This is a genomic window from Streptomyces sp. P6-2-1 (genome assembly GCF_050613165.1).
GTDB lineage: Bacteria > Actinomycetota > Actinomycetes > Streptomycetales > Streptomycetaceae > Streptomyces.
The window spans coordinates 4,381,974-4,407,145 of record NZ_CP192513.1 but is presented as its reverse complement, the minus strand read 5'-3'; the positions used below and the strand labels follow the sequence as shown (position 1 = coordinate 4,407,145).

Annotated in this window: 23 protein-coding genes; 9 read left to right on the top strand and 14 right to left on the bottom strand. The window is 71.3% G+C overall.

The genetic code is table 11. The annotated features are described in order from the left end of the window. Positions 1–38 precede the first annotated feature (38 nt). Both ACQYWQ_RS19035 and ACQYWQ_RS19030 read right to left on the bottom strand, forming a co-directional pair. Entirely contained in the window at positions 39–1,334 is a 1,296-nt protein-coding gene (locus tag ACQYWQ_RS19035; protein WP_431036095.1) for a lipase family protein, read from the bottom strand. Positions 1,335–1,508: 174 nt separating this feature from the next. Continuing rightward, the gene (locus ACQYWQ_RS19030; RefSeq protein ID WP_431036094.1) at positions 1,509–2,186 is read right to left on the bottom strand and encodes a response regulator transcription factor; all 678 of its coding nucleotides are present in this window, start codon (positions 2,184–2,186) and stop codon (positions 1,509–1,511) included. Between the two features lie 550 nt (positions 2,187–2,736). On the opposite strand from ACQYWQ_RS19030, the gene ACQYWQ_RS19025 reads away from it, so the two are divergent. After that, the gene (locus tag ACQYWQ_RS19025; protein WP_431036092.1) at positions 2,737–4,233 is read left to right on the top strand and encodes a peptide MFS transporter; all 1,497 of its coding nucleotides are present in this window, start codon (positions 2,737–2,739) and stop codon (positions 4,231–4,233) included. Positions 4,234–4,826: 593 nt separating this feature from the next. On the opposite strand, the gene ACQYWQ_RS19020 is transcribed toward ACQYWQ_RS19025, so the two are convergent. Both ACQYWQ_RS19020 and ACQYWQ_RS19015 read right to left on the bottom strand, forming a co-directional pair. Then, a complete protein-coding gene (locus tag ACQYWQ_RS19020; protein WP_431036091.1) occupies positions 4,827–5,333 on the bottom strand; it encodes an ATP-binding protein in 507 nt (168 codons plus the stop codon). A gap of 195 nt (positions 5,334–5,528) precedes the next feature. Continuing rightward, positions 5,529–5,897, bottom strand: coding sequence for an STAS domain-containing protein (locus ACQYWQ_RS19015; protein WP_431036089.1), 369 nt, complete (start codon positions 5,895–5,897; stop codon positions 5,529–5,531). Positions 5,898–6,252: 355 nt separating this feature from the next. Here ACQYWQ_RS19015 and ACQYWQ_RS19010 point away from each other — a divergent pair, with 355 nt between their 5' ends. The 4 genes from ACQYWQ_RS19010 to ACQYWQ_RS18995 all read left to right on the top strand — a co-directional run bounded on the left by ACQYWQ_RS19010 (position 6,253) and on the right by ACQYWQ_RS18995 (position 11,450). Then, entirely contained in the window at positions 6,253–7,203 is a 951-nt protein-coding gene (locus ACQYWQ_RS19010) for an RNA polymerase sigma factor SigF (protein ID WP_431036088.1), read from the top strand. A 962-nt stretch (positions 7,204–8,165) separates the two neighbouring features. Continuing rightward, positions 8,166–10,364 carry a glycoside hydrolase domain-containing protein gene (locus tag ACQYWQ_RS19005; RefSeq protein ID WP_431036087.1) on the top strand — a complete coding sequence of 733 codons (2,199 nt, stop codon included), beginning with the start codon at positions 8,166–8,168 and terminating at the stop codon, positions 10,362–10,364. A gap of 28 nt (positions 10,365–10,392) precedes the next feature. Further along, positions 10,393–10,725 (top strand): hypothetical protein, encoded by a 333-nt coding sequence (locus tag ACQYWQ_RS19000; RefSeq protein ID WP_431036086.1) that lies wholly within the window; start codon positions 10,393–10,395, stop codon positions 10,723–10,725. Between the two features lie 2 nt (positions 10,726–10,727). Beyond that, the gene (locus tag ACQYWQ_RS18995; RefSeq protein ID WP_431036085.1) at positions 10,728–11,450 is read left to right on the top strand and encodes a hypothetical protein; all 723 of its coding nucleotides are present in this window, start codon (positions 10,728–10,730) and stop codon (positions 11,448–11,450) included. A gap of 134 nt (positions 11,451–11,584) precedes the next feature. Here the strand turns inward: ACQYWQ_RS18995 and ACQYWQ_RS18990 are convergent, their stop codons facing one another. The 5 genes from ACQYWQ_RS18990 to ACQYWQ_RS18970 form a co-directional block, all read right to left on the bottom strand. Next, positions 11,585–11,770: a DUF397 domain-containing protein gene (locus ACQYWQ_RS18990; protein ID WP_431036083.1), complete on the bottom strand. Its 186-nt coding sequence runs from the start codon at positions 11,768–11,770 to the stop codon at positions 11,585–11,587. Next, positions 11,767–12,588, bottom strand: coding sequence for a helix-turn-helix domain-containing protein (locus ACQYWQ_RS18985; protein WP_431036081.1), 822 nt, complete (start codon positions 12,586–12,588; stop codon positions 11,767–11,769). Before ACQYWQ_RS18985 ends, ACQYWQ_RS18990 begins: the two co-directional genes overlap by 4 nt. Before the next feature lie 89 nt (positions 12,589–12,677). After that, a complete protein-coding gene (locus ACQYWQ_RS18980) occupies positions 12,678–13,532 on the bottom strand; it encodes a helix-turn-helix domain-containing protein (protein ID WP_431036079.1) in 855 nt (284 codons plus the stop codon). Between the two features lie 20 nt (positions 13,533–13,552). After that, positions 13,553–14,080 (bottom strand): DUF6879 family protein, encoded by a 528-nt coding sequence (locus tag ACQYWQ_RS18975; protein WP_431036077.1) that lies wholly within the window; start codon positions 14,078–14,080, stop codon positions 13,553–13,555. Further along, a complete protein-coding gene (locus tag ACQYWQ_RS18970; protein ID WP_431036076.1) occupies positions 14,061–14,312 on the bottom strand; it encodes a hypothetical protein in 252 nt (83 codons plus the stop codon). The genes ACQYWQ_RS18975 and ACQYWQ_RS18970 overlap by 20 nt, the downstream gene beginning before the upstream one ends. 233 nt (positions 14,313–14,545) lie before the next feature. Between ACQYWQ_RS18970 and tgmA the strand changes: the two genes are divergently transcribed. Genes tgmA through tgmC form a run of 3 tightly spaced genes read left to right on the top strand, consistent with a single transcriptional unit; the run spans position 14,546 to position 16,919 of the window. After that, positions 14,546–14,803: a putative ATP-grasp-modified RiPP gene (tgmA, locus tag ACQYWQ_RS18965; RefSeq protein WP_431036075.1), complete on the top strand. Its 258-nt coding sequence runs from the start codon at positions 14,546–14,548 to the stop codon at positions 14,801–14,803. Positions 14,804–14,814: 11 nt separating this feature from the next. Further along, a complete protein-coding gene (tgmB, locus tag ACQYWQ_RS18960; protein WP_431036074.1) occupies positions 14,815–15,777 on the top strand; it encodes an ATP-grasp ribosomal peptide maturase in 963 nt (320 codons plus the stop codon). Further along, positions 15,774–16,919, top strand: coding sequence for an ATP-grasp peptide maturase system methyltransferase (gene tgmC, locus ACQYWQ_RS18955; RefSeq protein ID WP_431036072.1), 1,146 nt, complete (start codon positions 15,774–15,776; stop codon positions 16,917–16,919). The genes tgmB and tgmC overlap by 4 nt, the downstream gene beginning before the upstream one ends. Here the strand turns inward: tgmC and hutI are convergent. From hutI to ACQYWQ_RS18930, 5 genes are all read right to left on the bottom strand, one after another. After that, positions 16,912–18,078 carry an imidazolonepropionase gene (hutI, locus tag ACQYWQ_RS18950; RefSeq protein ID WP_431036070.1) on the bottom strand — a complete coding sequence of 389 codons (1,167 nt, stop codon included), beginning with the start codon at positions 18,076–18,078 and terminating at the stop codon, positions 16,912–16,914. The two genes, tgmC and hutI, sit on opposite strands and share 8 nt — an antisense overlap. After that, a complete protein-coding gene (locus ACQYWQ_RS18945; RefSeq protein WP_431036069.1) occupies positions 18,075–19,433 on the bottom strand; it encodes a formimidoylglutamate deiminase in 1,359 nt (452 codons plus the stop codon). The genes hutI and ACQYWQ_RS18945 overlap by 4 nt, the downstream gene beginning before the upstream one ends. Then, positions 19,424–20,647, bottom strand: a complete 1,224-nt coding sequence (locus ACQYWQ_RS18940; RefSeq protein WP_431039249.1) for an allantoate amidohydrolase — start codon at positions 20,645–20,647, stop codon at positions 19,424–19,426. The genes ACQYWQ_RS18945 and ACQYWQ_RS18940 overlap by 10 nt, the downstream gene beginning before the upstream one ends. Positions 20,648–20,769: 122 nt before the next feature. Next, positions 20,770–22,434 carry a urocanate hydratase gene (gene hutU, locus ACQYWQ_RS18935; RefSeq protein WP_431036067.1) on the bottom strand — a complete coding sequence of 555 codons (1,665 nt, stop codon included), beginning with the start codon at positions 22,432–22,434 and terminating at the stop codon, positions 20,770–20,772. 361 nt (positions 22,435–22,795) lie between these two features. Further along, positions 22,796–23,140 (bottom strand): ArsR/SmtB family transcription factor, encoded by a 345-nt coding sequence (locus ACQYWQ_RS18930; protein ID WP_431036066.1) that lies wholly within the window; start codon positions 23,138–23,140, stop codon positions 22,796–22,798. Between the two features lie 170 nt (positions 23,141–23,310). Here ACQYWQ_RS18930 and ACQYWQ_RS18925 point away from each other — a divergent pair, with 170 nt between their 5' ends. Continuing rightward, complete coding sequence (locus ACQYWQ_RS18925) at positions 23,311–24,831, top strand: MFS transporter (protein ID WP_431036064.1); 1,521 nt, start codon at positions 23,311–23,313, stop codon at positions 24,829–24,831. Positions 24,832–25,172 lie beyond the last annotated feature (341 nt).

The window sequence follows — 25,172 nt, the reverse complement described above, 5'->3', positions numbered from 1 at the left end:
GTCCGGGGAGCGGGGTCCTGGGCGGGCCCCGGGGGAAGTCACCCGCAGTCGCTCGGCGCCTTCGTCCCGTTGACCCGTGCGCTCAGCCACGCCGCCACGTCCTGGAAGGACGCGTTCGGCAGCTCGTCGTGGTCCGCGCGCGCGTACGCCGTGTACCGCACGTCGTCGTCGAGGCCGCACAGCTGCCCCTTCAGCTTCTCGGTGAACCGCGGGGCGATGGACGTGTCCTTGCCGCCCTGGAGCAGCAGGACGGGTCCGGCCGACTTCGCGTGGGCGGGCTGTGCCTGCGCGAAGAAGCCGCGCAGGGCCTCGCTTTCGTCCCGGTCGGCGTTGACGAGCGCGGGCGGCTGCGGGTCGAGACCTTCGAGGTGCTCGCTCAGGGCCGCGCGGCACAGCCGCCTGGCCGCGGGGATCTGCCGGACGAGGCGGGGCGGCAGCAGCGCGGAGTACGCGGCGGACGGCGTCCACCGCTGGGCGCCGACGGCGAGGTACGAGAGGTACGAGGCGGCGGAGCCCCAGCCCTGCGGGTACGGCGGCTTGAGCTTCCCGAGCGCGTCCGTCTCGTCGCGGAGGTTGCTCGCCGGGGCCATCGAGACGGTGCCGAGGTACGTGAGGTCGCCCGCCCGCTTCGCCGCGATCTCGCCCGCGCCGAGCGCGGCCGCTCCGCCCTGCCCGTGCCCGACCGCGAACCACCGCGTACCGAGCGCGGGGTCGAGACTGCGGGCCGCGCGGACGCTGTCGACGACGGAGTTGCTCTCGGGCCCGAGCTGGAGATAGCCGTGGACGCGGCCGGGGAAGCCGAGATCGGGGTAATCGGTGCCGACGACGGCGTAGCCGCCGCGCAGCAGGTTGGTGACGAGCTTCTCGTCGCGGTCGTCGCCCGGGTCGGCGGAGAGACCGGCCCGGCGCGAGGGCGCGCAGTCGGGCCCGACCCCGGCGGTCCCGTGCGCCCAGGCCACGACGGGCCAGCCGCCCTTGGGCGGGGTGCCCTTGGGGGTGAGGGTGAAGCCGGTGACGGCGATGGGCTTGTCGTCCTTGCCGTCCGAGCGGTACATGATCCGCTTCGCGCGCGCGGCGGCGTCGGCGAGCCCGGGGGTGACCCGCAGGGGCTCGCTCGCGAAGACCTCGCCCGCCTTCTTGCCCTTGATCGTCCCCGCGGCCGGATACGTGTAGAACGAGGCGATGCCGCCCGGGGCGGAGCCGCTGGGACCGGGCGAGGACGAGGGCGGGGCGGTGCCCGCGCTCGACGTCGCGGTCACCGCCCCGCACGAGGCGAGCAGCCCCGCCGCCACGCACCACCCGGCCGCCCGCACGAGCCCCTTGCTGACACCCACAGCACACCCCTTCGCCGACTAGCGCTCACGCTAGGCCGCAAAGAGCCACAGAGCGACAGAAGAGGACCAAAAGGGCCACGGAACGGCCCCACCGCACGAGCCCCCCTCGGCCCGCCGGGCGCTGGAGGACGAAAGAGGCCGAAGGCCGGGTCCCGCACCCCGCCTCCGCGGGGCTCAGCTCTTCTCGAAGCGGAACCCGACCCCGCGCACGGTGGCGATGTACCGCGGGTTCGCCGCGTCGTCGCCGAGCTTCTTCCGCAGCCACGAAATGTGCATGTCCAGCGTCTTCGTCGAGGACCACCACGTCGTGTCCCAGACCTCCCGCATGAGCTGGTCGCGTGTGACGACACGCCCCGCGTCGCGCACGAGGACCCGGAGGAGGTCGAACTCCTTGGCCGTGAGCTGGAGTTCCTCGTCCCCCATCCACGCCCGGTGCGATTCGACGTCGATGCGCACGCCGTGCGTCGCCGGGGCCTGCTGCGCCTCGCCCGCCCCGCGCCGCAGCAGGGCACGGACGCGCGCGAGGAGTTCGGCGAGACGGAAGGGCTTGGTGACGTAGTCGTCGGCACCGGCGTCCAGCCCGACGACGGTGTCGACCTCGTCGGCGCGCGCGGTGAGGATCAGGATCGGTACGGGGAGTCCCTCGGCGCGGAGCCGACGCGCCACCTCCAGGCCGTCCATGCCCGGCAGGCCGAGGTCGAGGACGACGAGGTCGATGGCGCCCTGCATCCCCGCCTCCAGGGCGGCGGGCCCGTCCTCGCGCACCTCCACCTCGTATCCCTCACGCCGCAGGGCACGGGCCAGCGGCTCTGAGATGGACGCGTCATCCTCGGCGAGCAGTACACGGGTCATGCCCTGATGGTAGACCGCGCGCGGACCCCCGGGCGGGCCCTCGCCGAAGGCCGGACGGGGCAGGGGGCGCGCCCCCTGGCACGGCTTGTGCGGGAGCTGTCGTACGACTGTGGGGGCCGCGTACGGCGCGCGGCCCCACCCCCGCGCACCCCCACCCCCTCACCCTCCGAAACGAAGCCTCTGACGACCCCTCACCTGTGATCTGCGTCTCCAGTTCCCTTCCTCACCTGTGATCGATGCCTCATCGTGTGCCGTGACCCGGGGGGAATGCCTTAGGCTGGCTCAACGTCTGACGCACGGATCACGGACCTTCGCAGGTGCCTGGCACACGCGAGGGTCCTTGTCGTATCGGTGTCCCGCACCCCACGCGGGGGCCGTTGCGATCGTCAATGACCTGCGGCCGGGCTCCGGGTGCGAGGAAGCGCCCGGGGCGTGGTTCCTGGTGCGCCCCCACTCTCTCGCCGCGCTCCCCCCAATGGGCGCGGCGGCCGCGTCGGACGTGGGAGGAGGGGTGCGTACCGGTGCCGGCCTCCCCCACGCAAGGAACGACATGGCGCCCAGCCTGACGAAGGACGCCGCCGGTTCTGTCACCGCCGGTAGCGAAAAGACCTTCTTCGGCCACCCCCGCGGACTGGCCACCCTCTTCATGACCGAGATGTGGGAGCGCTTCAGCTTCTACGGCATGCGGGCCCTGCTGCCCCTGTATCTCGTCTCCGCCGGCGGCCTGCACATGAACGCGGGCACCGCCACGGCGATCTACTCCGTCTACCTCGCGATGGTCTACCTGCTCGCGATGCCGGGCGGCTGGATAGCCGACCGCTGGTGGGGTCCGCGCAAGACGACCGCGATCGCCGCCGGCATCATCATGTGCGGACACCTGCTGCTCGCCGTACCGGGCCAGGGCGTCTTCTTCGGCGGGCTCGCGCTCGTCGCGATCGGCTCGGGGCTGCTCAAGTCCACGATCTCGACGATGGTCGGGCACCTCTACCAGGGCCCCGACGACCCGCGCCGCGACGGTGGCTTCACCGTCTTCTACATGGGCATCAACCTCGGCAGCTTCGCCGCGCCGCTCATCATCGGCACGGTCGGCGAGAATGTCTCGTGGCACCTGGGCTTCGGCCTCGCCGCGGTCGGCATGGCGCTCGGCCTCGCGCAGTTCCTGCTCGGCTCGCGGCACCTGAGCCCCGAGAGCAGCGTCGTGCCGAAGCCGCAGCCGCGCGAGGAGAAGATCGCGACGCTCCGCAAGGGCCTGCTGTGGGCGCTGCTCGCCGCGGTCGTGTACGGAGTACTCGTCGCGACCGGTGTGTACACGCTCAACTGGGCGCTGGTCCCGATCAACGTCGCGGGGCTCGTGATCCCGGTGGTGGTGCTCGCGCGGATCAAGCGGGACAAGGAGCTGGACCGCGCGGAGCGGTCGAAGATGTCCGCGTACATCTGGTTCTTCGTCGCCGCCGCGCTCTTCTGGATGATCTACGACCAGGGCGGCTCGACGCTCTCGCTCTTCGGCGACACCCGGACGACGAACAGCCTCCTCGGCTTCCACTTCCCGACCTCGTGGTACCAGTCGGTGAACCCGGTGTTCATCATGGCGCTGGCGCCCGTGACGGCGTGGATCTGGCTGGCGCTGAACCGCCGCGGCAAGGAGCCGAGCACGGTCACGAAGTTCGCCTCGGGGCTCTTCCTCGTCGGCGTCTCCTTCTTCGTCTTCCTGATCCCGCTCCTGGACACCTCGGCGAACGAGCGCGTGAGCCCGATGTGGCTCGTCGCGATCTACTTCGTGCAGACGGTCGGCGAGCTGTGCCTGTCCCCCGTGGGGCTCTCGGTCACGACGAAGATGTCCCCCGCCAAGTACAGCTCCCAGATGATGGGCGTCTGGTTCCTCGCCGTCACGGCGGGCGACAGCGTGACCAGCCTCCTTTCCCTGGCAGGCGTCAACCTCGACCGCTCCGGCATCGTGGCGGCCCAGGCAGCCCTGGCAGCCCTGGCAGGAGCGGCGATCTTCATGTACCGCCGAACGGTCCGCACGAAGATGGGCGAGGTCCACTGACAGACCCGAAAACGCCGGAGGGGCACCACCCCCAGCCCCTCCGGCATGGGGACGCCAATCCCCAGTCCCTCCGACGCTGAGGCGCCAACCCCCAGCCCCTCCCACGCTGGGACGCCAATACCCAGCCCCCAGCGTTGGGCCCAATGTCCCCACGGTGTTGGGCCCAATATCCAGCCCCCGGCATCGGGCCCAATATCCAGCCCCCCTCCGGCGTTGGGCCCAATATCCAACCCCCGGCGTGGGGGCCCCAATATCCAGCCCCTTCGACGTCGGGGCCCAAAATCCAGCTCCCCAGCGTGGGGGGCCCAATATCCAGCCCCTCCGACGTCGGGGCCCAAAATCCAACCCCCCAGCGTGGGGGCCCCAATATCCAGCCCCTCCGACGTCGGGGCCCAAAATCCAACCCCCCAGCGTGGGGGCCCCAATATCCAGCCCCTCCGGCGTTTGAGGAGCGGGGTCCGGGGCGGAGCCCCGAAACCGGGGTCCGGGGCGGAGCCCCGCATCACAGGGCCCGGGGCGGAGCCCCGAAACCGGGGTCTGGGGCGGAGCCCCAGGAGATCGGGCTTGGGGCGAAGCCCCATAAGCCCTCCCGCCTAAGCAGGCGCCGCCACCTCCGCCCACACCCGCTTCCCCGGCACGCCTTCGGCCCGGGCGACCCCCCAGTCCACCGAAAGCCTCTGCACGATGAACATCCCGTGCCCCCCTGGCCGCCCCGCCTGATGCGGCCGCCTCGGCTCCGGCTCCCCCGCTCCCAGGTCGGAGACCTCGATCCGCAGCGTCTTGCCATCCGTACCGATGACGAGTTCCTCCGGCCCCTCCGCGTGCAGGCACGCGTTGGTGACCAGTTCGGAGACGACAAGGAGCACGTCCTCGGCCGCCGCTTTGCGCTCCGCGCCGTCGGCGGGCAGCCACCCCCAGGCGTGCAGGGCCTGGCGGGCGAAATCGCGCGCCATCGGCACAACGCCGCTCTCGCCCACGAGGGAGAGGCTGCGGGTCTGCCGGCCGCCGGGAGCGGACACGCCACCGGGCACGGACGCGCGGGCGCCGGGCCCGCCCTCACCGGGGCGGTCGTCCGGCAGTTGCGGCCGGGTGGTGCTCATCAGCCCTTCACCTCACCGAATCGCCAGAATCGCCAGTTCTCAGTGCACACTTTCGACACTTCAAGTCTCTCGGGGACCCGGTGGGGAGGGTCCTGACTGCTGCGGGGGTCACGGGGGTCTCCTGCCCGAGAGCGGGCGGCGGACACCTGCGGATCACACCCCGCCCCCGTATCGTGACCGCCGCCCGCCGGACGCTCAGCCGGTGAGCGCCTCGGCGAGGGTGGGGTGCACCTCGAAGACGGCGTCGGCGCCGGTGATCTCGAAGACGCGCGAGACGACCGGACGCATCGCCGCGAGGTGGATGCCGCCGCCCGCCTCGAAGGCCCGCAGCCGGGCGCCGAGGAGCACGTTGAGGCCCGTGGAATCGCAGAATTCCAGCTCGGAGCAGTCGATGACGATCCGGTGGTGACCGGCGTCGAGCTTGCTGCCGAGCGGTTCGCGCAACAATTCGGCGGTGTGGTGATCCAGTTCACCGGCGAGCGCGACCACGACCCAGGGGCCCTCTTCGCGTACCTCGACGCGGAGCCGTCCCCTGTTCGCGCTGCCGACCGTCCCGCGGTCCATGCCGTCTGTCTCCTGAGCCTCGTCGTCCACCGGGCTTTCGCGGCGGCGGCGTGCGAAACCACGTCGCGCCTCACGGCCTCTGTGCTGACCTGGCGTTCGCCCCCACTGACCCTCCGCGACCGGAGCGCGGACGAGTTCTGGGCAGAGATACGCCGATGTTCTCGAACACTACGCCCTTACCGGCCCTCCGGGTAGCCGAACATCCGCCATAAAAGGGACATTTGACTCGTATCGGACTTGCGGTCACTGTGCGCGAGCGGGTAGGGCTAGAAGGAAGCATTCGATACAAGCCGGCTTTGGAGGCGCCGCACACCGCAGTGCACGTATTGGCATCGGCAGCCATATGCCGAGAACGATGGAGGACATCATGTCATCCCAGCTCGACGCATCGCGGGCGAATCCGGCGACGTCGACCATCCCCGCTCCTCGTCCTTCGGACGCGGCGAAGCGGGACCTCGCCCTGGACCCCTCGGCCTTCCGGTCCCCCGCCGACGTACCCGAACTGGCGGATCTCCCGGAGATCCCGCCCTTCGACGAGGTGGGGCCGCTGGACGCACGGGCCCTTTCCAAGACTCTTTTCGAACGGCTCGAAGACCTCGACGAGGGCACGCATGCCCACTCCTACGTACGCAACACGCTCGTCGAGCTGAATCTCGCCCTGGTCAAGTTCGCCGCCTCGCGGTTCCGCTCCCGCAGCGAACCGATGGAGGACATCATCCAGGTCGGCACGATCGGCCTGATCAAGGCGATCGACCGCTTCGAGCTGTCGCGCGGGGTGGAGTTCCCCACCTTCGCGATGCCGACGATCATCGGCGAGATCAAGCGTTTCTTCCGTGACACCTCGTGGTCGGTACGGGTCCCGCGCCGGCTCCAGGAGCTGCGCCTCGACCTGGCGAAGGCCGGGGACGAGCTGGCGCAGCGCCTCGACCGCGCCCCGACCCCCTCGGAGCTGGCCGACAAGCTCGGCATCGAGCGCGAGGAGGTCATCGAGGGCATGGCGGCGTCGAACGCGTACACCGCCTCCTCGCTCGACGCGCAGCCCGAGGAGGACGACAGCGAGAGCGCGCTGGCCGACCGGCTCGGTTACGAGGACCACGGCCTGGAGGGGATCGAGTACATCGAGTCCCTCAAGCCGATGATCGCGCGCCTCCCGCAGCGCGACCGCAAGATCCTCTCGCTGCGCTTCGTCGCGAACATGACGCAGTCGGAGATCGGCGAGGAACTGGGCATCTCCCAGATGCACGTCTCGCGTCTCCTCTCGCGGACCCTCGTGAAGCTCCGCAAGGGGCTGACGCTGGACGAATGAGCCCGCGCTCCCGGCTTTGATCTGAACACGTGCGCTGCGGCAGTGCGCGAGAGGCCCGTCCCGCCCCCGGGACGGGCCTCTCCGTGTTTCCCCTGCCCGCACGTGCCGAAGGCATGCGCCACGGCCCGATTCCCTTACGTGACGGCCACGTTCGGCACCGTACGGACACAGACGACCGCGCCACCGCGCCACCGCCGGGCCCGCCTCAAGCCGATACGGGCGAGAAGGCCGCGAACCAGCCATAACCCGTGACCGAGCGCCGATCGCGATCACTCGGCCGGTGAGCGATCCGAAGGCAGACCTTCATTCAACTCACCCATAAAGGTGAGCGGTTGCGCCTTCCGCAGATCATGTGGAGCTGGCGCGAAGTCGATGACACGGAAGAGGAACAAGCCAAAAGGCCACGCGAGTGACGCAGGCCACAAAACCCCCTCACGCCGCTTCCACCTATGGTGGGTCCGCACCGCGAGACCGCAGGTGAAGAGGCAACTAGACCTGTTTCGGGCCGAGTTTTCCTATGTGAGGGGCGCATGAAGGAGCTCGGAAGGTTCTTCCACACGGTGCTCATGGGCGGAGCCGCTCACAAGACGGATTCGGGCGGATTCGGCGCGTACGCGGTCCCCTGCGGCCGAGGAACCCCGGCCCCGCCCCCGCCCTCGCCCTGATGCGCTTCGCAGTCCCCGAATACGGCACGCACCCCCGTGGCCACCACGCTCGGTGACGAATTACGCGCTTCCACGCCACCGATAGACCACAGGCGCCCCGTCGCGCCTCTCATCCATCCACCCGGCCCCCGCGCAGAAACCCGAAGTGACGCTCAGCGCGACGAGAACGGCGGCGCCCCCGCCCCCGCCGAGGGGCGGCACGGCCGAACTCCCTTCTTATCCACCGCGGTTCCGGAGCCTGCCCCGGGTCTCCAGGAGAGCGACCAGCACGATCCGACGAGAAGACAGGACGACCACATGGCCGATGAGCTGGTGCTTCGCGCTCAAAAGTTCATCAACACCACCTACAACAACGGTGCGACGCTCGGGATATCCAAGCTGGACGAGAACGGGCAGACCGGCTGGCCCGTCATGTACGCGCTGACCCGTGCCTTGCAGTACGAGATGGGCATCACCGCGTTGTCGGATTCGTTCGGTCCGACGACGCTGGCCACCATCGGCGAGAAGTACGGCAAGCTCGACGACACGACCATTCCGTCGGCGAATTTCTGCCGGATCATCCAGTCCGCCCTTTACTGCAAGGGGTACGACGGCGGCGACATCGACGGAAAGTACAACGACCGGGTCAAGGCCGCCGTCGAGAAACTCCACGCGAACATGGGTGTGGCCACCACCTACCCCGGCAGTTCCCTGTGGCCGAAGACGACCAAGGGCCTGTTCAACATGGACGCCTACGTCACGGTCAACAGCGGCTCCGACACGATCCGTTCCATCCAGCAGTGGCTCAACGGCCGGTACATCCTGCGCAAGGACTTCTACGTCATTCCCTGCGACGGCCACCATTCCCGTGACGTCGCCACCTCCATGCTGTTCGCCATCCAGTACGAGCTGGGAATGGCCGACGGGACCGCGAACGGCGTCTTCGGGCCCGGCACCCAGTCCGGCCTGAAGTCCCACACCGTCGCGACGGGCACCACCGGCGTCTGGGCGCAGCTGTTCACCGCCGCGATGATCCTCAACAAGCGCGGTGTGCCGTTCGGGGACTTCACAGCCACGGTGCAATCCGGCGTGGAGACCTTCCAGTCCTTCAGCAAACTCGCTGTCACGGGCAAGGGCGACTTCCCGACGTGGGCCTCCCTCCTGGTCTCCTACGGCGACCAGACCCGCAAGGGCGCCGCCTGCGACGGCGTCACCATGATCACACCGGCGCGCGCGGACGCGCTGAAGGCGGCCGGCTACGCGTACGTCGGCCGCTACCTGTACAACCCGTCGACCACGAGCCTCCCCGAGAAGCAGATCCAGCCCGGCGAACTCGCCACCATCAAAGCCGCCGGCCTGAGCTGTTACCCCATCTACCAGACGTGGAGCCGGTCGGCGGACTACTTCGGCCCCGACCAGGGCACCGCCGACGCGTTCAACGCGATCGACTGGGCCCAGTACCACGGGTTCAAGCCAGGAACGATCATCTACTTCGCCGTCGACTACGACGCGACGGACGGTGAGGTGACCGACTACATCCTTCCGCACTTCCGCGCCATCATGCGGACCATCGGCGAAAGCTCCAGCTACGGCGTCGGCGTGTACGGCGCGCGCAATGTCTGCCAGCGCGTCGCCGACGCCGGGTACGCCGCCGTGAGCATGGTCTCCGACATGTCCAGCGGCTTCTCCGGAAATCTCGGCTACCCGCTGCCCACGAACTGGTCCTTCGACCAGATCTCCACCGTCACCGTCGGCTCCGGCACCGGTTCGCTGGAGATCGACAACAACATCGCGTCGGGCCGCGACGCCGGACAGAGCGACTTCAACGCCGGCGGCGTCGCCGAAGGTCTCGATGTGGACCTGGACAAGGCGGCCTACCGGGACCTGATGCTGAAAGACGTCCAGAACTACCTGGAGTCGATCGGTGTTCCCGAGACCGGCGGTGACGGCTGGACCGACAGCGACTGGGCCACGCTCGGCGGCATCTCCACGACGAAGGCGTTCGACCTGGTGCTCAGTGCGGACTGGTTGTTCACGGCCCTCGCACGTCAGCTCAAGCTCCGCAAGGCCCTGATTCAGGCGCCGGTGATGTGGGAGTTGCGCAAGTTGAACCCCTTGGATTTCGTCGCCGACGAGGCGGTCCAGGCGGGTCTGAAGGACGACTCGAGCACTGGGTGGGGACAGATCTTCGCCTGGGTGACCATCGAGGCCCGCAACTACTGCATGCAGCAGGGCATCATCAATGGCACACCGCTGACCAAGGACGACCTGAAATCCGTCTGGACGAATCTCCACGACGACCCGACCTACAACATCCGCTCGGTCGCCTACCTGACCATCTACAACGCCTACCAGCTGGGCCAGCTCCGCCCCGACCTGACGACCGACGTGTTCCATGTCCGGGACCTGCTCGCCCGGTACAACGGCACCGGTGACGACGCCCAGGTGTACGGGGATCAGTTGATGGGGCTGTATTACGTGCTGGAGAACTACAACAAGCTGTCGCGCTCGTCGTGATGGCCTGCCGGAAACGAGGCTAGAAAGTATGGGCAAGAGCTGGCCCGCGCCCCTCGCGGTCAACGTGCTGCTCGGCATTCCCGGCATCGTGCCGATCTGGCTGGTCTACTACATCGCCGCCAACGGGCCGCTCTCCGCGCTGCACCTGGCGGGAAGCAATCCGACGGAGAACGACGGCGTCCTGCCCTGGGTGGTGGTCGCGGGACCGGTCCTCCTCGTGTTCGTCCTGATCTGGTGGCTGGCCAATCGCCCGCTGCGACGGCGGACGTCCATGTCGGCCGGCTCGTACCGGCTGTTGAGCATCGTGGCCACTGCTCTGCCCACGCTCTTCCTCATCACCATCAGCCTGGGAGGGAACTGAACATGAGCAAGGAAAAGCAGCGCGGCACACAGGGTGTGGCGAGACGCACCGTCCTGACGCACGCCGGCGTCGTGACGGCGGCCTTCGCCCTCGGCCCGCTCGTGCCGGGCGTGGCCGCGGCCGCGCCCTCGACGTCGTCGAAGGCAGGGAGGACGGCGCGGGACGAGGCCCCGACGTCCGCCAACGGCTGGCCTGTGGAGAAGGAGGCCAATCACGTCTCCACCGTCTGGACCCGCCCTGTCCCGGGCACCGGCTTGAGCGTCGACATCCGCATCGGTGACGTGGAAGCGATCCTGCTTCACGTCATTCGCCGCTATCACTACGAGGTGGAACGGCTTCACCACGCCGACCTGGCCGGCTGGCAGCGGATCGAGGACCTGGACAGCGACGCGCCGGAGTCGAACCGCGCCTCCGGCTCGGCGGTACGGATTCGTCCGGGGGCGGCGGCCGAGGGCAGCCTCTTCCCGCTCCAGGAAGTGGTGCTGCGCGACATCCTCGCCGACTGCGAGGGAGTGGTCCGCTGGGGCGGCGACGATTCTCCCGTCGACGAGTCCCTCTTCTACATTGACCGCGGCCCGGCCGACCCCCACGTCCGCAAGCTCGCCGACGCGTTGCGCGAGGGCGAGGCACGGCCCGGCCAGGGAGCCGGGAAGGCCGTGAACGTCATGGCCGAGGCGCGGCGCACACGGGCGAACGACCTCGCCAGGAAACAGCGCGAGCGCTGACCCCTTCCGCCGACAGGCTGAGCCGAGCGGAGGTCCGTCCCGCCCCGGGACGGACCTCTTCGTATGCGCGCGGACGGCCCTGCCGTTGCCCCCGCGGCCCGCGGAGGAACACGCCGGAGCCCGCCGCGATCGCCTCAGCCCTCGCGCACACTCCCGAGGAACCGCGCGAAGGCCGCACGGCCGAACTCGATCACGGGACCGGCGTCCGCGCGTTTGCTGTCCCGCACGGGCAGGTTCCGCTCCCCGGTGGCCACTTCCACGCAGTTGCCGCCGTCAGCGCCGCTGTAGCTGCTCTTCACCCACGTGCGTGCGTTCGTCATTCGCTTTCCCTTTGCTTGGCCAGTCGTTGGAACAGCTCGGCCGACTGCGACCCCGACATGGCACTCTCGCGCAGATGATCACACAACGACACGGCGGCTTTGATCGCGTCAGCCGAACTGTCCACCGTGCCACCGCCGTTCTGGGATTCAGCGTAAACGAACTGGGACCCGTCCGGATCTGTGACCACCGTGAACGGCAAGTGCGCGGGAGGAGCCCCGTCGTCCGCCCGCAGCACCTGAAGCGTGATCCCGGGCCGCTCGCTCAGCTCGACCAAGTGCCGAAGTTGACGCGCCATCCCCGCGCTACCACCGACGCACGTGCGCACCACGCCTTCCCCGACGACGACCCACAGGCGCGGGGGATCGGCACGCGCGAGCACTTCCTGCCGCCGCACTCGGAGGTCCACGCGCGCCTGAATGTCTTCGACGCTCTCGTAAGCGAAACGGGCGCGGTAGACAGCCGCCGCGTATTCCGGAGTCTGGAGCAGGCCCATGAGCAGCACGGGGCTGTAGTCGACTATCGCGACAGCCTTCGCCTCCAGCTCCGCGTACGGCTTGAACCAGTCCGGATCGGTGGCCCCGAACAATTCCGTATGCCTGTCCTCGTACACACCGGGCGCGCCTGCCACGATGTCCATCTGCGCGGCGAACGCCGGAGTGGCCGGAACCGAACCGGTCTCGACGCGCGACACAAGCGTTTGATGGCAGAACATGCGCTTGGCGAACTCCGCTTGGCTGAGCCCCAAATGCTCGCGCAGTGCCAGGGTGTAGACACCGAACTTCTTCGACGCCTTCGCACGGCGCTCAAAATCGCTCACGCGTTCAACCTCCCTTTTCAGGTGGGGAGTTGCAGCAGCCAGGGCCCCTATTGAATACCAAACCGCCCTTTAGTGGGGCCCTCCCCGCGCTATCGCAGAGCGTCGATGGCGCGCACGATCAGGTTGCGGGCATCGGCCCCGTAGACCGCCATGCGGCGCAACTCGTCGAACGCCGCCAGGTACAGCGCCACTTCGGACGGTTGGTTGATGTTCACCTGGGCCGAGAGCAGTTCGACCGAGACGAGCGTGTCGTCGTAGACGCTGAACGTCTCCTGGACCCATGCCGGGCGGGCCGGTGTCGCCAGGGGAATGATGCCGAGCGAGACCGCGGGGAGCGCGCCCGCACTGAGCAGGTGCCCCAACTGGGCCGCCATCGCGTCCCCGTCGCCGATCTGGTACCGCAGCGCGGCCTCTTCCAGGAGGAAGACGAAACGTCGGCGTCCGGGCCGGTGCACGATCTGGGAGCGTTCCAGCCGCGCGGCCGCCGCCTCTTCGCCGTCGTCGGGAACGCCGAGCAGGCGCGCGTTCGTGCTGAGCAGGGCTTCGGCATATCCCTTGGTCTGGAGCAGGCCGGGAACGAGAAACGTGGTGTACACGCGGAAGAGGCTCGTGGCCTGGAAGAGGCTCCCGTAGCTCTCTTGCAGTTGGCGCAGCCCGGTGCGCGCCCGGCGGCGCCACTCGGTGTAGAGAGATTCGGCGTGGAGGGAGGCCGCGATCAGGTCCTCCGCCTGCGGGGCCGCGCCACAGGCCCGGCACCACAGGCGGATGTCCGTCGGCGAGGGCGGGGTCCGCGCGTTCTCGATACGGCTCGTCTTGGCGTGGTGCCAGCCGCAGGCGGCGGCCAGCCCCGTGACCGTGAGCCCCGCCTCGCGCCGCAGTTCCCGGAGCCTGCGCGCGACGTTCTGGCGCGCGGACTGGGCGGACGAGGAGGGGGACACGGGCATGCAGGGGCCTATCGGTGCTGTCAGCGGATCTTGTACTCGTCGTGAGGAAGGGCTCGCTCCCAGACGTTCTCGAAGGCGCGGACGCATGCCTCGACGACTTCGGGCTCGGTGCACAGTTCCATGTCGGGGGCGGCCCATTCGCCGTTCCCCGTGAAGTGGTTGAAGAGAACGGTACGGCCGTCGAAGACCCACAGGTCCGCGCCGGGGAGAAGGAGCGTGGCGGCCAGGGGCCGCGGAAGCCAGCGGACTTCCTCACCCGCGAGCAGGTTGACATCCGTCCCCGCATGCTCGTAGCGGATGTACTCGGTGACCGGTTCCGAGACGACGCGTGCGCGACGGACGCGCACACCGCGCGCGCGGGCCCGGGAGATCAGCTCGACCCACGGCGTCCAGTACGCCGAACCCGGGTCCGTGTCCCGCTCACCGGTCGCACGCCAGTGATCGAAGTCCTCGGCCTCGTCGCCCACCCCGTATTCGTCGCGCATCTCCAGGTGCACGGCGGAGGTGCGGGCCGAGTCCATGAGCTGCCTAAAGTCGATCTGCGGCATCGCATGCCTCCCGGAGCAGAGGGATCAGGTGGGCGGGGAAGCGAATGACCGTCTCGTGAGGCGGGATTCCCTTCGCATGTCCGGGAGCAGTCTGCTCGACGCACTCCTGGAGGGCGCTCTCGTCCGCGCGGTAGCTCTGGAGCACCACGTCGCCGGTGTCCCGGTCCACCCAGGCCGTGGGGGAGCCGTTCTGGCCGGTGTCGGGGTCGATGCCGATGAACTGTAAGGCCACGGCGGAACCTCTCTCGCATCAGGTGCGGATATGTGCGCCACGATCCCGCTGCGGGCGTTCGCGGTCAAGAGGACGACCACGCATACCACTAGGCCGAGTTAATGGATGCACATCCGTGCACTGACTCTCCCGTCCCGCGCATCGGTGCCCTACCTTCTGTGGTCTGCGAGCAACCTCGGTGTTCACCGCCGCCTCGCTCGACACGATGTCCACCCGCCGAGAGGAAGCACCCCATGACCTCCACCCAGCACCCCGCGCCCCCGTGGGGAACCACTCGCCTGCGTCCCTTTCCCACGACGACCGTCGCCCCGGCCGTCTGCACCGAAATCGACCCGCAAACTCAACTCGGCGTCTCTCGCGACCGCTTCGGCCACGTCGTGGAGATGGGCGGGCACGGGACCGGCACGGCGGTGGAGACCTCGACGATCACGAGCCCCGATGGGCAGAACGGCAACGACCAGGGCCACGACCAGTCGACCGACCAGGACTGAAGGGCCCCTCCATGACCGAGGAGAGCGCGGTACTGGTCGTCACCGCGCCGGGCGACGCCACCGCCGACATGGTGATCGTCCGGCTGAACCAACAAGGAGTACCGGTGGTCCGGTTCGACCCCGCCGACATCGCGTCCGGTGCCCTCGCGCTCTCCGCGCGGTTCGGCGCCTGCTCGTCCCCGATGGCCGGGCAGGTCCGTACCCCTTCGAGATCCCTGGACCTGACGCACGTACGGGCGGTGTACTGGCGGCGCCCGACGTGGCCCACGTACGGGGGACTCGGGCACGGCGACGCGCGCTACGCCGCCGCACACGTCCGGTACGGGCTCGGCGGCGTTCTCCACGCGCTACACCGGCCGTTGTGGGTCAACCACCCCTCGCGCGAGGCCGCCGCCGACTACAAGCCGGCGCAACTCGCGCTGGCCCGACGCCTCTCTCTCGACGTGCCCTCCACGCTCGTCACCAACGACCCCGACGACGCGCGTGAGTTCATCGCCACGCACGGCCCCGTGATCCACAAGCCGCTTCGCGCCACCCCGTACGAGCGCGACGGCGTCCCACTCGTCGGCTGGGCCGAGCCCGTCACCGCCGAGGAGATCGACGACAGCCTCCGCAGCTCCCCGCACCTCTTCCAGGCGCGGGTACGGAAGGTGGCGGACGTACGGGTTTTCGTCGTCGGCCGACGTCTCTTCGCGGTGCGCATCGACTCCGGCCTGCTCGACTGGCGCCGCGACTACTCCGCCCTCACCTACACCACGATTGATCTCCCGCCCGCCCTCGCCTCGGCACTGCGCGATTTCCTGGAGTGCTGCGGGCTGGAGTCCGGCAGCTTCGACCTCACGCTCGACGCCGAGGGCCGCTACCAGTTCCTCGAACTCAATCCGAACGGGCAATGGGGCTGGCTGGAGGACGCCACGGGGCTGCCTCTGTCCGCCGCCCTCGCCGACTTCCTGGCCCGAGGAGAACCCTCATGAGCGACATGACCTCCGAGCGCCTGGCGCTCGCCGCCCGCATGGACGAGGCGGGAGTCTTCGCCCACCCCGAGTGGCGGCGCGCCGTGGAGGCCGTTCCGCGTGAACTGTTCCTCCGGCCCGGCGTGTTCGTTCCGGACGAGGTCGGCCGCTGGAGCCCGGTCCCCGCCGACCGTATCGACCCGGCGCTCGCGTACAGCGACCAGTCCCTCGTCACCCAGCTCGACGACACGATCACGGCGGAGGATGTCCCGGAAGCGGTGTGGGGCACGCCCACGTCCTCGTCCACCGTCCCCTCCCTGGTCGTCGACATGCTCGGGAAGGCCGGCGTCTCGCGCGGGCACGAGGTGCTGGAGATCGGCACGGGGACGGGATACTCCACGGCCCTGATGTGCCACTGGCTCGGGGCGGAGGCCGTCACCACGGTGGAGGTCGACCCGGGGGTGGCCCGGCGCGCCCGCGGCGCGCTCGGGAAGGCCGGGTACGCGCCGGGGAGCGTGACCGGGGACGGCCTCCTCGGCTGCGCCGAGCGGGGCCCGTACGACCGGATCATCGCCACGTGCGCCGTACGCCGCGTCCCGCCGAGCTGGCTCCGGCAGACCCGGCCGGGGGGCGTCGTCCTCGCGACGCTCGGCTCCTGGCCCAACGGCTCGGGGCTGCTGCGCCTCACCGTCGGAGAGGACGGCGGCGGGGACGGGGAGTTCCTGGGGCACACCTCGTTCATGCAGGCCCGCGCGCAGGTGCCGCCGTCCGTCGCGGGGGACCTCGCGGGCCTTGTGGCCGACGCGGACCGCGACCGTACGACGGACCTGAGTCCGTCGCTGCTCCTGGGCGGCGGGATGCCCGCCTTCCTCGCCCAGCTCACCCTTCCCGGGTCGCGGGTGATCCAGGCGGACGGGGTCGGCACCGTTCTTGTCGACGCGGAGCGCGAGAGCTTCGCCCAGTTCCTGCCGGCCGGCGGGAAGTGGCGGGTACGGCAGGGTGGTTCCGCGGCGCCGTGGGACGAGGTCGAGAGGAGAATCCGGGCGTGGCAGGCGGCCGGGAGGCCGGGGGTCGAGTCCGTGGGGCTTCGTGTCAACGCCGAGGCGCACGTCTACCGGATCGGTGAGAGTTCCGGCCTGCGGTGGCGCCACCCGGTCAGCTGACCCGCGCCCCCGCCCGCCACACCTCCCCCACCAGCGGTACCCCAGGCCGGTACGCGAAGTGGACGTGGCTGGGGGCGTCCAGGATCTGGAGGTCGGCACGCGCGCCCGGCGTCAGGGCGCCCACGTCCGTGCGGCGCAGCGCCTTCGCTCCTCCCGCTGTCGCGGACCACACCGCCTCGTCGGGGGTCATGCCCATGTCGCGGACCGCGAGGGCGAGGCAGAAGGGCATCGAGGAGGTGTAGGAGGAGCCGGGGTTGCAGTCCGTCGACAGGGCCACCGTCGCTCCCGCGTCCAGCAGGCGGCGGGCGTCCGGCCACTCCGCGCGCGTCGAGAACTCCGCGCCCGGGAGCAGGGTCGCCACCGTGTCCGAGGCGGCGAGGGCCGCCACGTCCTCGTCCGTCAGGTGCGTGCAGTGGTCGGCGCTCGCCGCGCCCAGTTCGACGGCCAGTTGGACGCCGGGGCCGTACGTGAGCTGGTTGGCGTGGACGCGGGGGGTCAGCCCGCGCGCCGCGCCCGCCGTGAGGATCGCGCGGGCCTGGTCGCCGTCGAAGGCGCCCTTCTCGCAGAAAACGTCGACCCAGCGGGCGTGCGGGGCACAGGCGTCGAGCATCGGGCCGGTCACGAGCGCCACGTACGCCGCCGGGTCGTCCGCGTACTCCGGGGCCACGATGTGCGCGCCCAGGTACGTGACCTCGTCCGTGTGGCGCGCGGCGAGCGCGAGCGCGCGGGCCTCGTCGTCGACCGTCAGGCCGTACCCGGACTTCGTCTCCTGCGTCGTCGTGCCCTGCCGCAGGCCCTCGGCGAGGTGCCGCACGAGGTTCGCTTCGAGGTCCTCGTCGCTCGCCGCGCGCGTCGCCGCGACCGTCGTGCGGATACCGCCCGCCTCGTAGGCCCGCCCTGACATACGGGCGTTGAACTCGCGTGTGCGGTCGCCCGCGAAGACGAGGTGGGAGTGCGAGTCGACGAAGCCGGGGAGGACCGCGCGCCCGCCCACGTCGTGCCGTACGTCCGCGTCAGGGGCCGCGCTCGCGGGCCCGGTCCACGCGATCCGCTCGCCGTCCACGACGAGCGCGGCGTCCTCGATCAGTCCCAACGGGCCACCGTGGACAGGGTCGTTGGTGACGAGGGAGCCGATGCCGGTGAGCAGGGTGCTGGTCATGCGCGCGCGTCCGTTCCTTCGGTGTGCAGGGCCGCGATGGTCTCCGCGAGGAGGGCGGCGGGGTCGGCGACGCGGGTGTGCCGTCCGTCCCGTACGACATGCTCGCCGCCGACGACCGTGTGGCGCACGTCCGCCGCGCTGCCCGCGAACACGGCGGTCTCCGCGCCGAGTCCGGGACCGTGCCCGGCGGTGCGCACGGTGTCGAGCGCGAGCGTCGTGAAGTCGGCGGGCGCGCCCGGCACGAGGCGGCCCGCCTCGGGGCGGCCGAGCGCGGCGTGGCCTCCGGGGCTCGCCGCGTCCAGGAGGGCGGCGGCCGTCCAGTGGCCGCGCGTGCGGGTGCGCAGGCGCTCGTCGAGTTCCAGCGCGCGGGCCTCCTCGAACAGATCGAGCACGGCGTGGCTGTCGCTGCCGAGCGAGAGCGGGCTGCCCGCCTCCTGGAGGGCGACGGCGGGCCCGATGCCGTCCGCGAGGTCGCGCTCGGTGGTCGGGCACATGCACGTACCGGTGCCGGAGGAGCCGATGAGGCGGATGTCCTCCTCGGTGAGGTGGGTGTTGTGCACGCCGGTCGTGCGCGGGCCCAGCACACCGTGCTCGTGGAGGAGTTGGGTCGGTGTCATGCCGTGCGCGGCGAGGCACGCCTCGTTCTCGGCGGGCTGCTCGGAGAGGTGGACGTGCAGGGGCGCCTCGCGGTCGCGCGCCCAGGCGGCGACGGTCGCGAGCTGGTCGGCCGGTACGGCGCGCACCGAGTGGATCGCCGCGCCGATGACGGTGTTGTCGTCGCCGCGCAGCCGGTCCGCGCGGCGCGCCCAGGCGTCCGCGTCGCCGTCGCCGAAGCGGAGCTGGTGCGGCTCGGGCGCGGCGCCGAAGCCGGAGGAGAGGTACGCGGTGTCAAGCAGCGTGAGGCGGATTCCGGCCTCGCGCGCGGCCTCGATCAGCGCCTCGCCCATCGCGTTGGGGTCCGCGTACGGGGTCCCGTCGGGCTGGTGGTGCACGTAGTGGAACTCGCCCACGGCCGTGATGCCGCCGAGGGCCATCTCGGCGTACACCGCGCGCGCGAGCCGGTGGTACACGTCCGGGGTGAGGCGCGCGGCGACCCCGTACATCGTCTCGCGCCAGGTCCAGAACGTGCCGCGCGCCCGCTGAGTCGCCGCGCGCAGAGCGCGGTGGAAGGCGTGCGAGTGCGCGTTGGCGAGGCCCGGCAGGGTGAGGCCGCGCAGGACCTCGGCGCCGGGCGGCGGGCCCGGGACGCCCTCGGTGAGCGAGGCGATCCGGCCGTCCGCGCCCGCCGTCAGGACGAGTCCCGAGGCGGTGCGGGCGCCGAGCCACGCGTGTTCGAGCCAGTACGTCAGCGGCACGCCGCCTCCTTCCGTCCGTCGCACGCCAGCTCCTCCAGTACGTCCGCGAGGGCGGTGACCCCCGCGTGGCAGTCGGCGCGCTCCGCGTGCTCTGCGGGGGCGTGCGAGACGCCGGTCGGGTTGCGTACGAACAGCATGGCGGTCGGGACGGCGGCGGAGAGGATTCCCGCGTCGTGTCCCGCGCCGGTGGGCAGGACGGGGACCTCGCCCTTGTCCGTACGGAGCACGCGGCCCAGTTCCTCGCGCAGCGCGTGGCCGAACTCGACGACGGGCGTGAAGGACTCGCGTACGACGGCGAGGTCGACGCCCTCGCGCGCGGCGGCGTCCCGCGCGGCCTCCTCGATCGCGCGCACGACGGTGTCCAGGGTCTCCTGGTCGGCGGCGCGCGAGTCGAGCCAGCCGCGCACGAGCGAGGGGATCGCGTTGACGCCGCCGGGCACGACGTGGAGCTTGCCGAAGGTCGCGACGGCCTGCGCGAGCGCGGCCTCGCGGCGCGCGGCGAGGACCGTCTCGGCGTACGGGAGCATCGGGTCGTGCCGGTCCACGAGCCGGGTGGTGCCCGCGTGGTTGGCCTCGCCGCGCCAGTCGAAGCGCCAGCGGCCGTGCGGCCAGATCGCGCTGGCGATACCGACCGGGTCGCCCGTGAGGTCGAGCGCGCGGCCCTGCTCGACGTGGAGTTCGACGTACGCGGAGACGCGGTCGAGGCGCGCGTGGTCGGCGCCGATCGCCTCGGGGTCGAAACCGGCGCGTTCCATCGCCTGCGGGAGGCTGATGCCCTCGGCGTCGCGCAGCGCGAAGGCGGCCTCCTTCGACAGCGCGCCCGCGCTGAGCCGTGAGCCGACGCAGGCGAGGCCGAAGCGGGCGCCCTCCTCGTCGGCGAAGTTGGTGAGTGCGAGGGGCTTGCGGGGGCTCACGCCGCGCGCGCGGAGTTCGTCGAGCGCGGCGAAGGCGGTGACGACGCCGAGGGGGCCGTCGAAGGCGCCGCCGTCGGGTACGGAGTCGAGGTGCGAACCGGTGACGACGGCGTCCTCGCCCTCGGGGTCGCCGAGCCAGGCCCACTGGTTGCCGTTGCGGTCCTCCTCGTAGACGAGCCCCCGGTCCGCCGCCTGGTCCTTGAACCAGTCGCGCACGTCGCGGTCGGCACCCGTCCAGGCGAAGCGCCGGTAGCCGCCGCTGTCCTTGTCGCGCCCGAGCGGGGCGAGGGTGTCCCACATGCGGTCGAAGTCGTCGGGGACGCGCTTGGCGGTACGGGCTGAGGCGGCCGTACGGGACGGGGCGGGCCCGGCGGCCGGGGCGGATGCCGCCCCGGCCGTGCCTTCGCGCGTGCTGCGCTCGCTCACGCGTCGCCACCCTCGCGCATCGGGATGCGGACGCCCTTCGCCTCGGCGACGGCCTCCGCCTCCTCGTAGCCCGCGTCGACGTGCCGGATGACACCCATGCCGGGGTCGTTGGTGAGGACCCGGCGGATCTTCTCGGCGGCGAGCGGCGTGCCGTCGGCGACCGTGACCTGACCGGCGTGCAGCGAGCGGCCCATGCCGACGCCGCCGCCGTGGTGGATCGAGACCCAGGAGGCGCCGGACGCGACGTTGACCATCGCGTTGAGCAGCGGCCAGTCGGCGATCGCGTCCGAGCCGTCCTTCATGGCCTCGGTCTCGCGGTACGGGGAGGCGACGGAGCCGGTGTCGAGGTGGTCGCGCCCGATGACGATCGGGGCCTGCAACTCGCCGGAGGCGACCATCTCGTTGAAGCGCACGCCCGCCTTGTCGCGCTCGCCCTGCCCGAGCCAGCAGATACGCGCGGGGAGCCCCTGGAAGTGGACGCGCTCCTGCGCCATCTTGATCCAGCGGTGCAGCGACTCGTTCTCGGGGAAGAGGTCGAGGAGCGCCTGGTCGGTCTTGTGGATGTCGCTCGCCTCGCCGGAGAGCGCGGCCCAGCGGAAGGGGCCCTTGCCCTCGCAGAAGAGCGGGCGGATGTAGGCGGGGACGAAGCCGGGGAAGGCGAAGGCGCGCTCGTACCCGGCGAGCTGGGCCTCGCCGCGGATCGAGTTGCCGTAGTCGAAGACCTCGGCGCCCGCGTCCTGGAAGCCGACCATCGCCTCGACGTGCTTCGCCATCGCCTCGCGGGAGCGCCGCGTGAACTCGGCGGGGTTCTCCTTCGCGTACGCCGCCATGTCGGCGAACTCGACGCCGATGGGGAGGTAGGCGAGCGGGTCGTGGGCGGAGGTCTGGTCGGTGACGATGTCGATGGGGGCGCCGTCGGCGAGGAGCTGCGGGACGATCTCGGCCGCGTTGCCGAGCAGGCCGATGGAGAGGGGCTCGCGGCGGTCGCGCGCCTCGGTGGCGAGTGCGAGCGCGTGCGCGACGCTGTCGGCCTTGACGTCGAGGTAGCGGTGCTCGATGCGGCGCTCGATGGCGCGCGGGTCGCAGTCGACGCAGATCGCGACGCCGTCGTTCATCGTCACGGCGAGCGGCTGCGCGCCGCCCATGCCGCCGAGCCCGGCGGTGAGCGTGATGGTCCCGGCGAGGGTGCCGCCGAAGCGCTTCGCCGCGACGGCCGAGAAGGTCTCGTACGTGCCCTGGAGGATGCCCTGCGTGCCGATGTAGATCCACGAACCGGCCGTCATCTGGCCGTACATCGTGAGGCCCAGCTCCTCCAGGCGGCGGAACTCGTCCCAGTTCGCCCAGTCGCCCACGAGGTTGGAGTTGGCGATGAGGACGCGGGGCGCCCACTCGTGCGTGCGCATGACGCCGACGGGGCGGCCCGACTGCACGAGCATCGTCTCGTCGTTCTTCAGGGTGCGCAGGGTGCGGATCATCGCGTCGAAGGAGTTCCAGTCGCGGGCCGCCTTCCCGGAGCCGCCGTAGACGACGAGCGCGTCGGGGTGCTCGGCGACCTCCGGGTCCAGGTTGTTCTGGAGCATCCGCAGCGCGGCCTCCTGCTGCCAGCCGAGGGCACTCAGCTCGGTGCCGCGAGGGGCGCGGACGGGGCGGGGACCGGACATGGGCTGCCTCCTGTGACTCGATTGATTCACATACTCCACTTCTGAATAGCCCTAGTCAATGGCGACGGGGCGGGGCGGGGGGCAGGAGGGGGTGCGGCGCGGCGCGGCGGGAGGGGGGTGCGGCGGGAGGGGGTGCGGCGGGAGGGGGTGCGGCGGCGCGGCGCGGGGAGGGTGCGGCTTCGCGCGGCACAGGGGCACGGCCTCGTACGGCGCGGGGCACGACTTCGCGCGGCACGGGGGCACGGCTTCGCACGGCGCGGGGATGCGACCTCGCACCGCACGAGGGCACGACTTCGCGCGGCACCGGGATACGACTGGGTACGGCCTCGTACCGCGCGGGGGGGGACGACGGAGCGGCGCCTCACGCCTCCGGGGAGCCCGCCACCTCCGGCAGGGGCTCATTCTCGGCCACGAGCCGGAGCAGGCCGGGGAAACGCCGCTCGATGTCCTCGCGACGCAGCCGGGCGGCCCGACTGTTGCCCCGGTCCACCTGCCGCACCAGTCCGGCCTCACGCAGGACGCGGAAGTGGTGCGTGCGCGTCGACTTGCTCACGGGCAGCCCGAAGGACGTACACGTGCGCTCGACGTCCTCCGACTGGCGGACGAGGGTCGCGACGACGTGGTAGCGCAGCGGGTCGGAGAGGGCCTTGAGCACCGCCTGGAAGTCGAACTCCTCGACGCTCGGGTGACCTTCGGCATCGGGCATGGGTGCGTCTCCTCGGCTCGGCGACGGAACGGGGCCACGGGGATCACGCCGCCCTGCGGCCAAGGTACTACTTGTGTGAAACCTTGCGCTCGTGCCAGGGTGAGGTTCGATGACGGCCGTACCTATGCGGCCGGTGCCGCCATCGCCCCGACCCCTTTCCGGAGTTCCCCGTGGCCTCACCCACCGCCGACCCCGCCCGCCCCGCAGGGGCGCCGCCAGGACCGCACGCGGGGGACACCCCCGCAGGCCCTGGGAAACTGACCCTGTTCGCCGTCCTGCTCGCCGTCTTCGTCGTCCCCACATCCATCTCGGGGACGGCCGTCGCGCTCCCCGACATCGGCGCGGGCACCGGCACCGCGCAGGGCTCGGCCTCCCTCCAATGGGTCGTCAACGCCTTCAACCTCGCCTTCGCCTGCTTCACCCTCGTGTGGGGCAGCCTCGCCGACCTCATCGGCCGCGTCCGGGCCTTCGCGCTCGGCGCCGCCGTCTTCGCCCTCGCCTCGCTGGCATGCGCGCTCGCGCCGAACGTGTACGTGCTCGACGGGGCCCGCGCCCTCGCGGGGCTCGGCGGCGCGGCGGTCTTCGCCTGCGGCAGCGCGATCCTGTCCTCCGCCTTCGAAGGCCCGGCCAGGGCAAAGGCGTTCGCGCTCTTCGGCACGGTCGCCGGAGTCGGCGTGGCCCTCGGCCCGACGGTCTCGGGCCCGGCCGTGGACGCGCTCGGCTGGCGCTGGATCTTCGGGCTCCAGGCGATCGTCCTGGCCGTCGTGCTCGGCTGCGTACCCGCCATCGCGCGCGGCGTGCGCGAGCCGCTGCGCGGCGCGGGCCGCCTCGACGTGCGCGGCGCGGTCGTCTTCGTCCTCGCGATGGCCGCGCTGACGTACACCATCGTGCAGGGCTCGGCGTGGGGCTGGGCATCGGCGGGCACCCTCGGCCTGCTGCTCGCCTCACTCGTCCTCTTCGGCGTCTTCGGCGCGCTCGCCCGGCGGACCGATGCCCCGCTCCTGGACCTCTCGGCCGTACGCGACCGCCGCTTCCTCGCCTACACCCTGGTGCCCGTCGCCGCGTCCTTCGGCTTCGTCACGCAGCTCACCTACCTGCCGTCCTACCTCTCGACGGTCGCCGGGTACAGCGCGTCGGCCGCCGGGACGACGATGCTCCTGCTGACCCTGCCCGTCCTGGTCCTGCCGCTCGCGGGCGCCAAGCTCGTGGAGCGCGGCACCTCGCCGCTCGCCGTCGTCTTCGCCTCGCTCGTGTGCCTCGTCATCGGCGACCTCGCGCTGCTGCTGCTCGGCCCCGACACCTCGCTCGCCGTCATGGCGCCCGCGATGCTCGTCACCGGCGCGGGGATGGGTCTGTCGGCCGGGCTCGTCGACGGGCAGGCCCTCGCCATGATCGAGCCCGCCAAGGCCGGGATGGCCGCCGGTTTCCTCAACACGCTCCGGCTCGGCAGCGAGGCGATCGCCGTCGCGGTCTTCGGTTCGGTCCTGGCCTCGCTCATCGCCTCGCACGGCTCGGGCTCCGGTCCCGGCGCCTCCTCGTACGACGACGCCTTCCACGTCCTGCTGTGGGTCATGGCCGGGGTGTGCCTCCTGCTCGGCGCGCTCGTCGTGTCACTCGCGCGCGAGGGCCGTGGCGACGGGGCGGAAGGGGCCGAAAGGGCGGAAGGGGCTGAAGAAGCCCGGGCGAGGTGAGCGACAAGGCGTACGGCTGTCGCGCCCTGCCGCGCGATCGTCCCTGCCGGGGCTCGGCTCAGCGACGGGGCTGTGCCTGCCTACGGCCCTCCCCCCGTCCCGGACACGGGGCAGGGGGCGGGGGGGGGCAAGGCGCTCGCGCCCCGCGCGCGGGCCGTCGCTCCCGTCACGGCGCCGTGCGGAACCGCACTCCCCGTTCCCCCGCCCCGACGGCTGCCTCGCGTGCGGGGAGGACGAGAGCGGGGGCGGGGTGGGGGGCGGGACGGGGGGGCGCGGGTGCCGGGACGGCGACGCGGGGGGTGCCGGGACGGCGGCGCGGGGCGGGGGGCCGCGCGGGTGCC

Excerpts from the sequence above, each read along its gene's own strand:
- ACQYWQ_RS19010 (WP_431036088.1), top strand. The coding sequence starts at position 6,253 with ATGGAGGACATCATGTCATCCCAGCTCGACGCATCGCGGGCGAATCCG.
- tgmC (WP_431036072.1), top strand. The coding sequence starts at position 15,774 with ATGAGCGACATGACCTCCGAGCGCCTGGCGCTCGCCGCCCGCATGGAC.
- hutI (WP_431036070.1), bottom strand. The coding sequence starts at position 18,078 with ATGACCAGCACCCTGCTCACCGGCATCGGCTCCCTCGTCACCAACGAC.
- ACQYWQ_RS19020 (WP_431036091.1), bottom strand. The coding sequence starts at position 5,333 with ATGAGCACCACCCGGCCGCAACTGCCGGACGACCGCCCCGGTGAGGGC.
- ACQYWQ_RS19030 (WP_431036094.1), bottom strand. The coding sequence starts at position 2,186 with ATGACCCGTGTACTGCTCGCCGAGGATGACGCGTCCATCTCAGAGCCG.
- ACQYWQ_RS18995 (WP_431036085.1), top strand. The coding sequence starts at position 10,728 with ATGAGCAAGGAAAAGCAGCGCGGCACACAGGGTGTGGCGAGACGCACC.
- ACQYWQ_RS18980 (WP_431036079.1), bottom strand. The coding sequence starts at position 13,532 with ATGCCCGTGTCCCCCTCCTCGTCCGCCCAGTCCGCGCGCCAGAACGTC.
- tgmA (WP_431036075.1), top strand. The coding sequence starts at position 14,546 with ATGACCTCCACCCAGCACCCCGCGCCCCCGTGGGGAACCACTCGCCTG.
- ACQYWQ_RS19025 (WP_431036092.1), top strand. The coding sequence starts at position 2,737 with ATGGCGCCCAGCCTGACGAAGGACGCCGCCGGTTCTGTCACCGCCGGT.
- ACQYWQ_RS19015 (WP_431036089.1), bottom strand. The coding sequence starts at position 5,897 with ATGGACCGCGGGACGGTCGGCAGCGCGAACAGGGGACGGCTCCGCGTC.
- ACQYWQ_RS18940 (WP_431039249.1), bottom strand. The coding sequence starts at position 20,647 with ATGTGGGACACCCTCGCCCCGCTCGGGCGCGACAAGGACAGCGGCGGC.
- ACQYWQ_RS18930 (WP_431036066.1), bottom strand. The coding sequence starts at position 23,140 with ATGCCCGATGCCGAAGGTCACCCGAGCGTCGAGGAGTTCGACTTCCAG.
- ACQYWQ_RS19005 (WP_431036087.1), top strand. The coding sequence starts at position 8,166 with ATGGCCGATGAGCTGGTGCTTCGCGCTCAAAAGTTCATCAACACCACC.
- ACQYWQ_RS18990 (WP_431036083.1), bottom strand. The coding sequence starts at position 11,770 with ATGACGAACGCACGCACGTGGGTGAAGAGCAGCTACAGCGGCGCTGAC.
- ACQYWQ_RS19000 (WP_431036086.1), top strand. The coding sequence starts at position 10,393 with ATGGGCAAGAGCTGGCCCGCGCCCCTCGCGGTCAACGTGCTGCTCGGC.
- tgmB (WP_431036074.1), top strand. The coding sequence starts at position 14,815 with ATGACCGAGGAGAGCGCGGTACTGGTCGTCACCGCGCCGGGCGACGCC.
- ACQYWQ_RS18975 (WP_431036077.1), bottom strand. The coding sequence starts at position 14,080 with ATGCCGCAGATCGACTTTAGGCAGCTCATGGACTCGGCCCGCACCTCC.
- hutU (WP_431036067.1), bottom strand. The coding sequence starts at position 22,434 with ATGTCCGGTCCCCGCCCCGTCCGCGCCCCTCGCGGCACCGAGCTGAGT.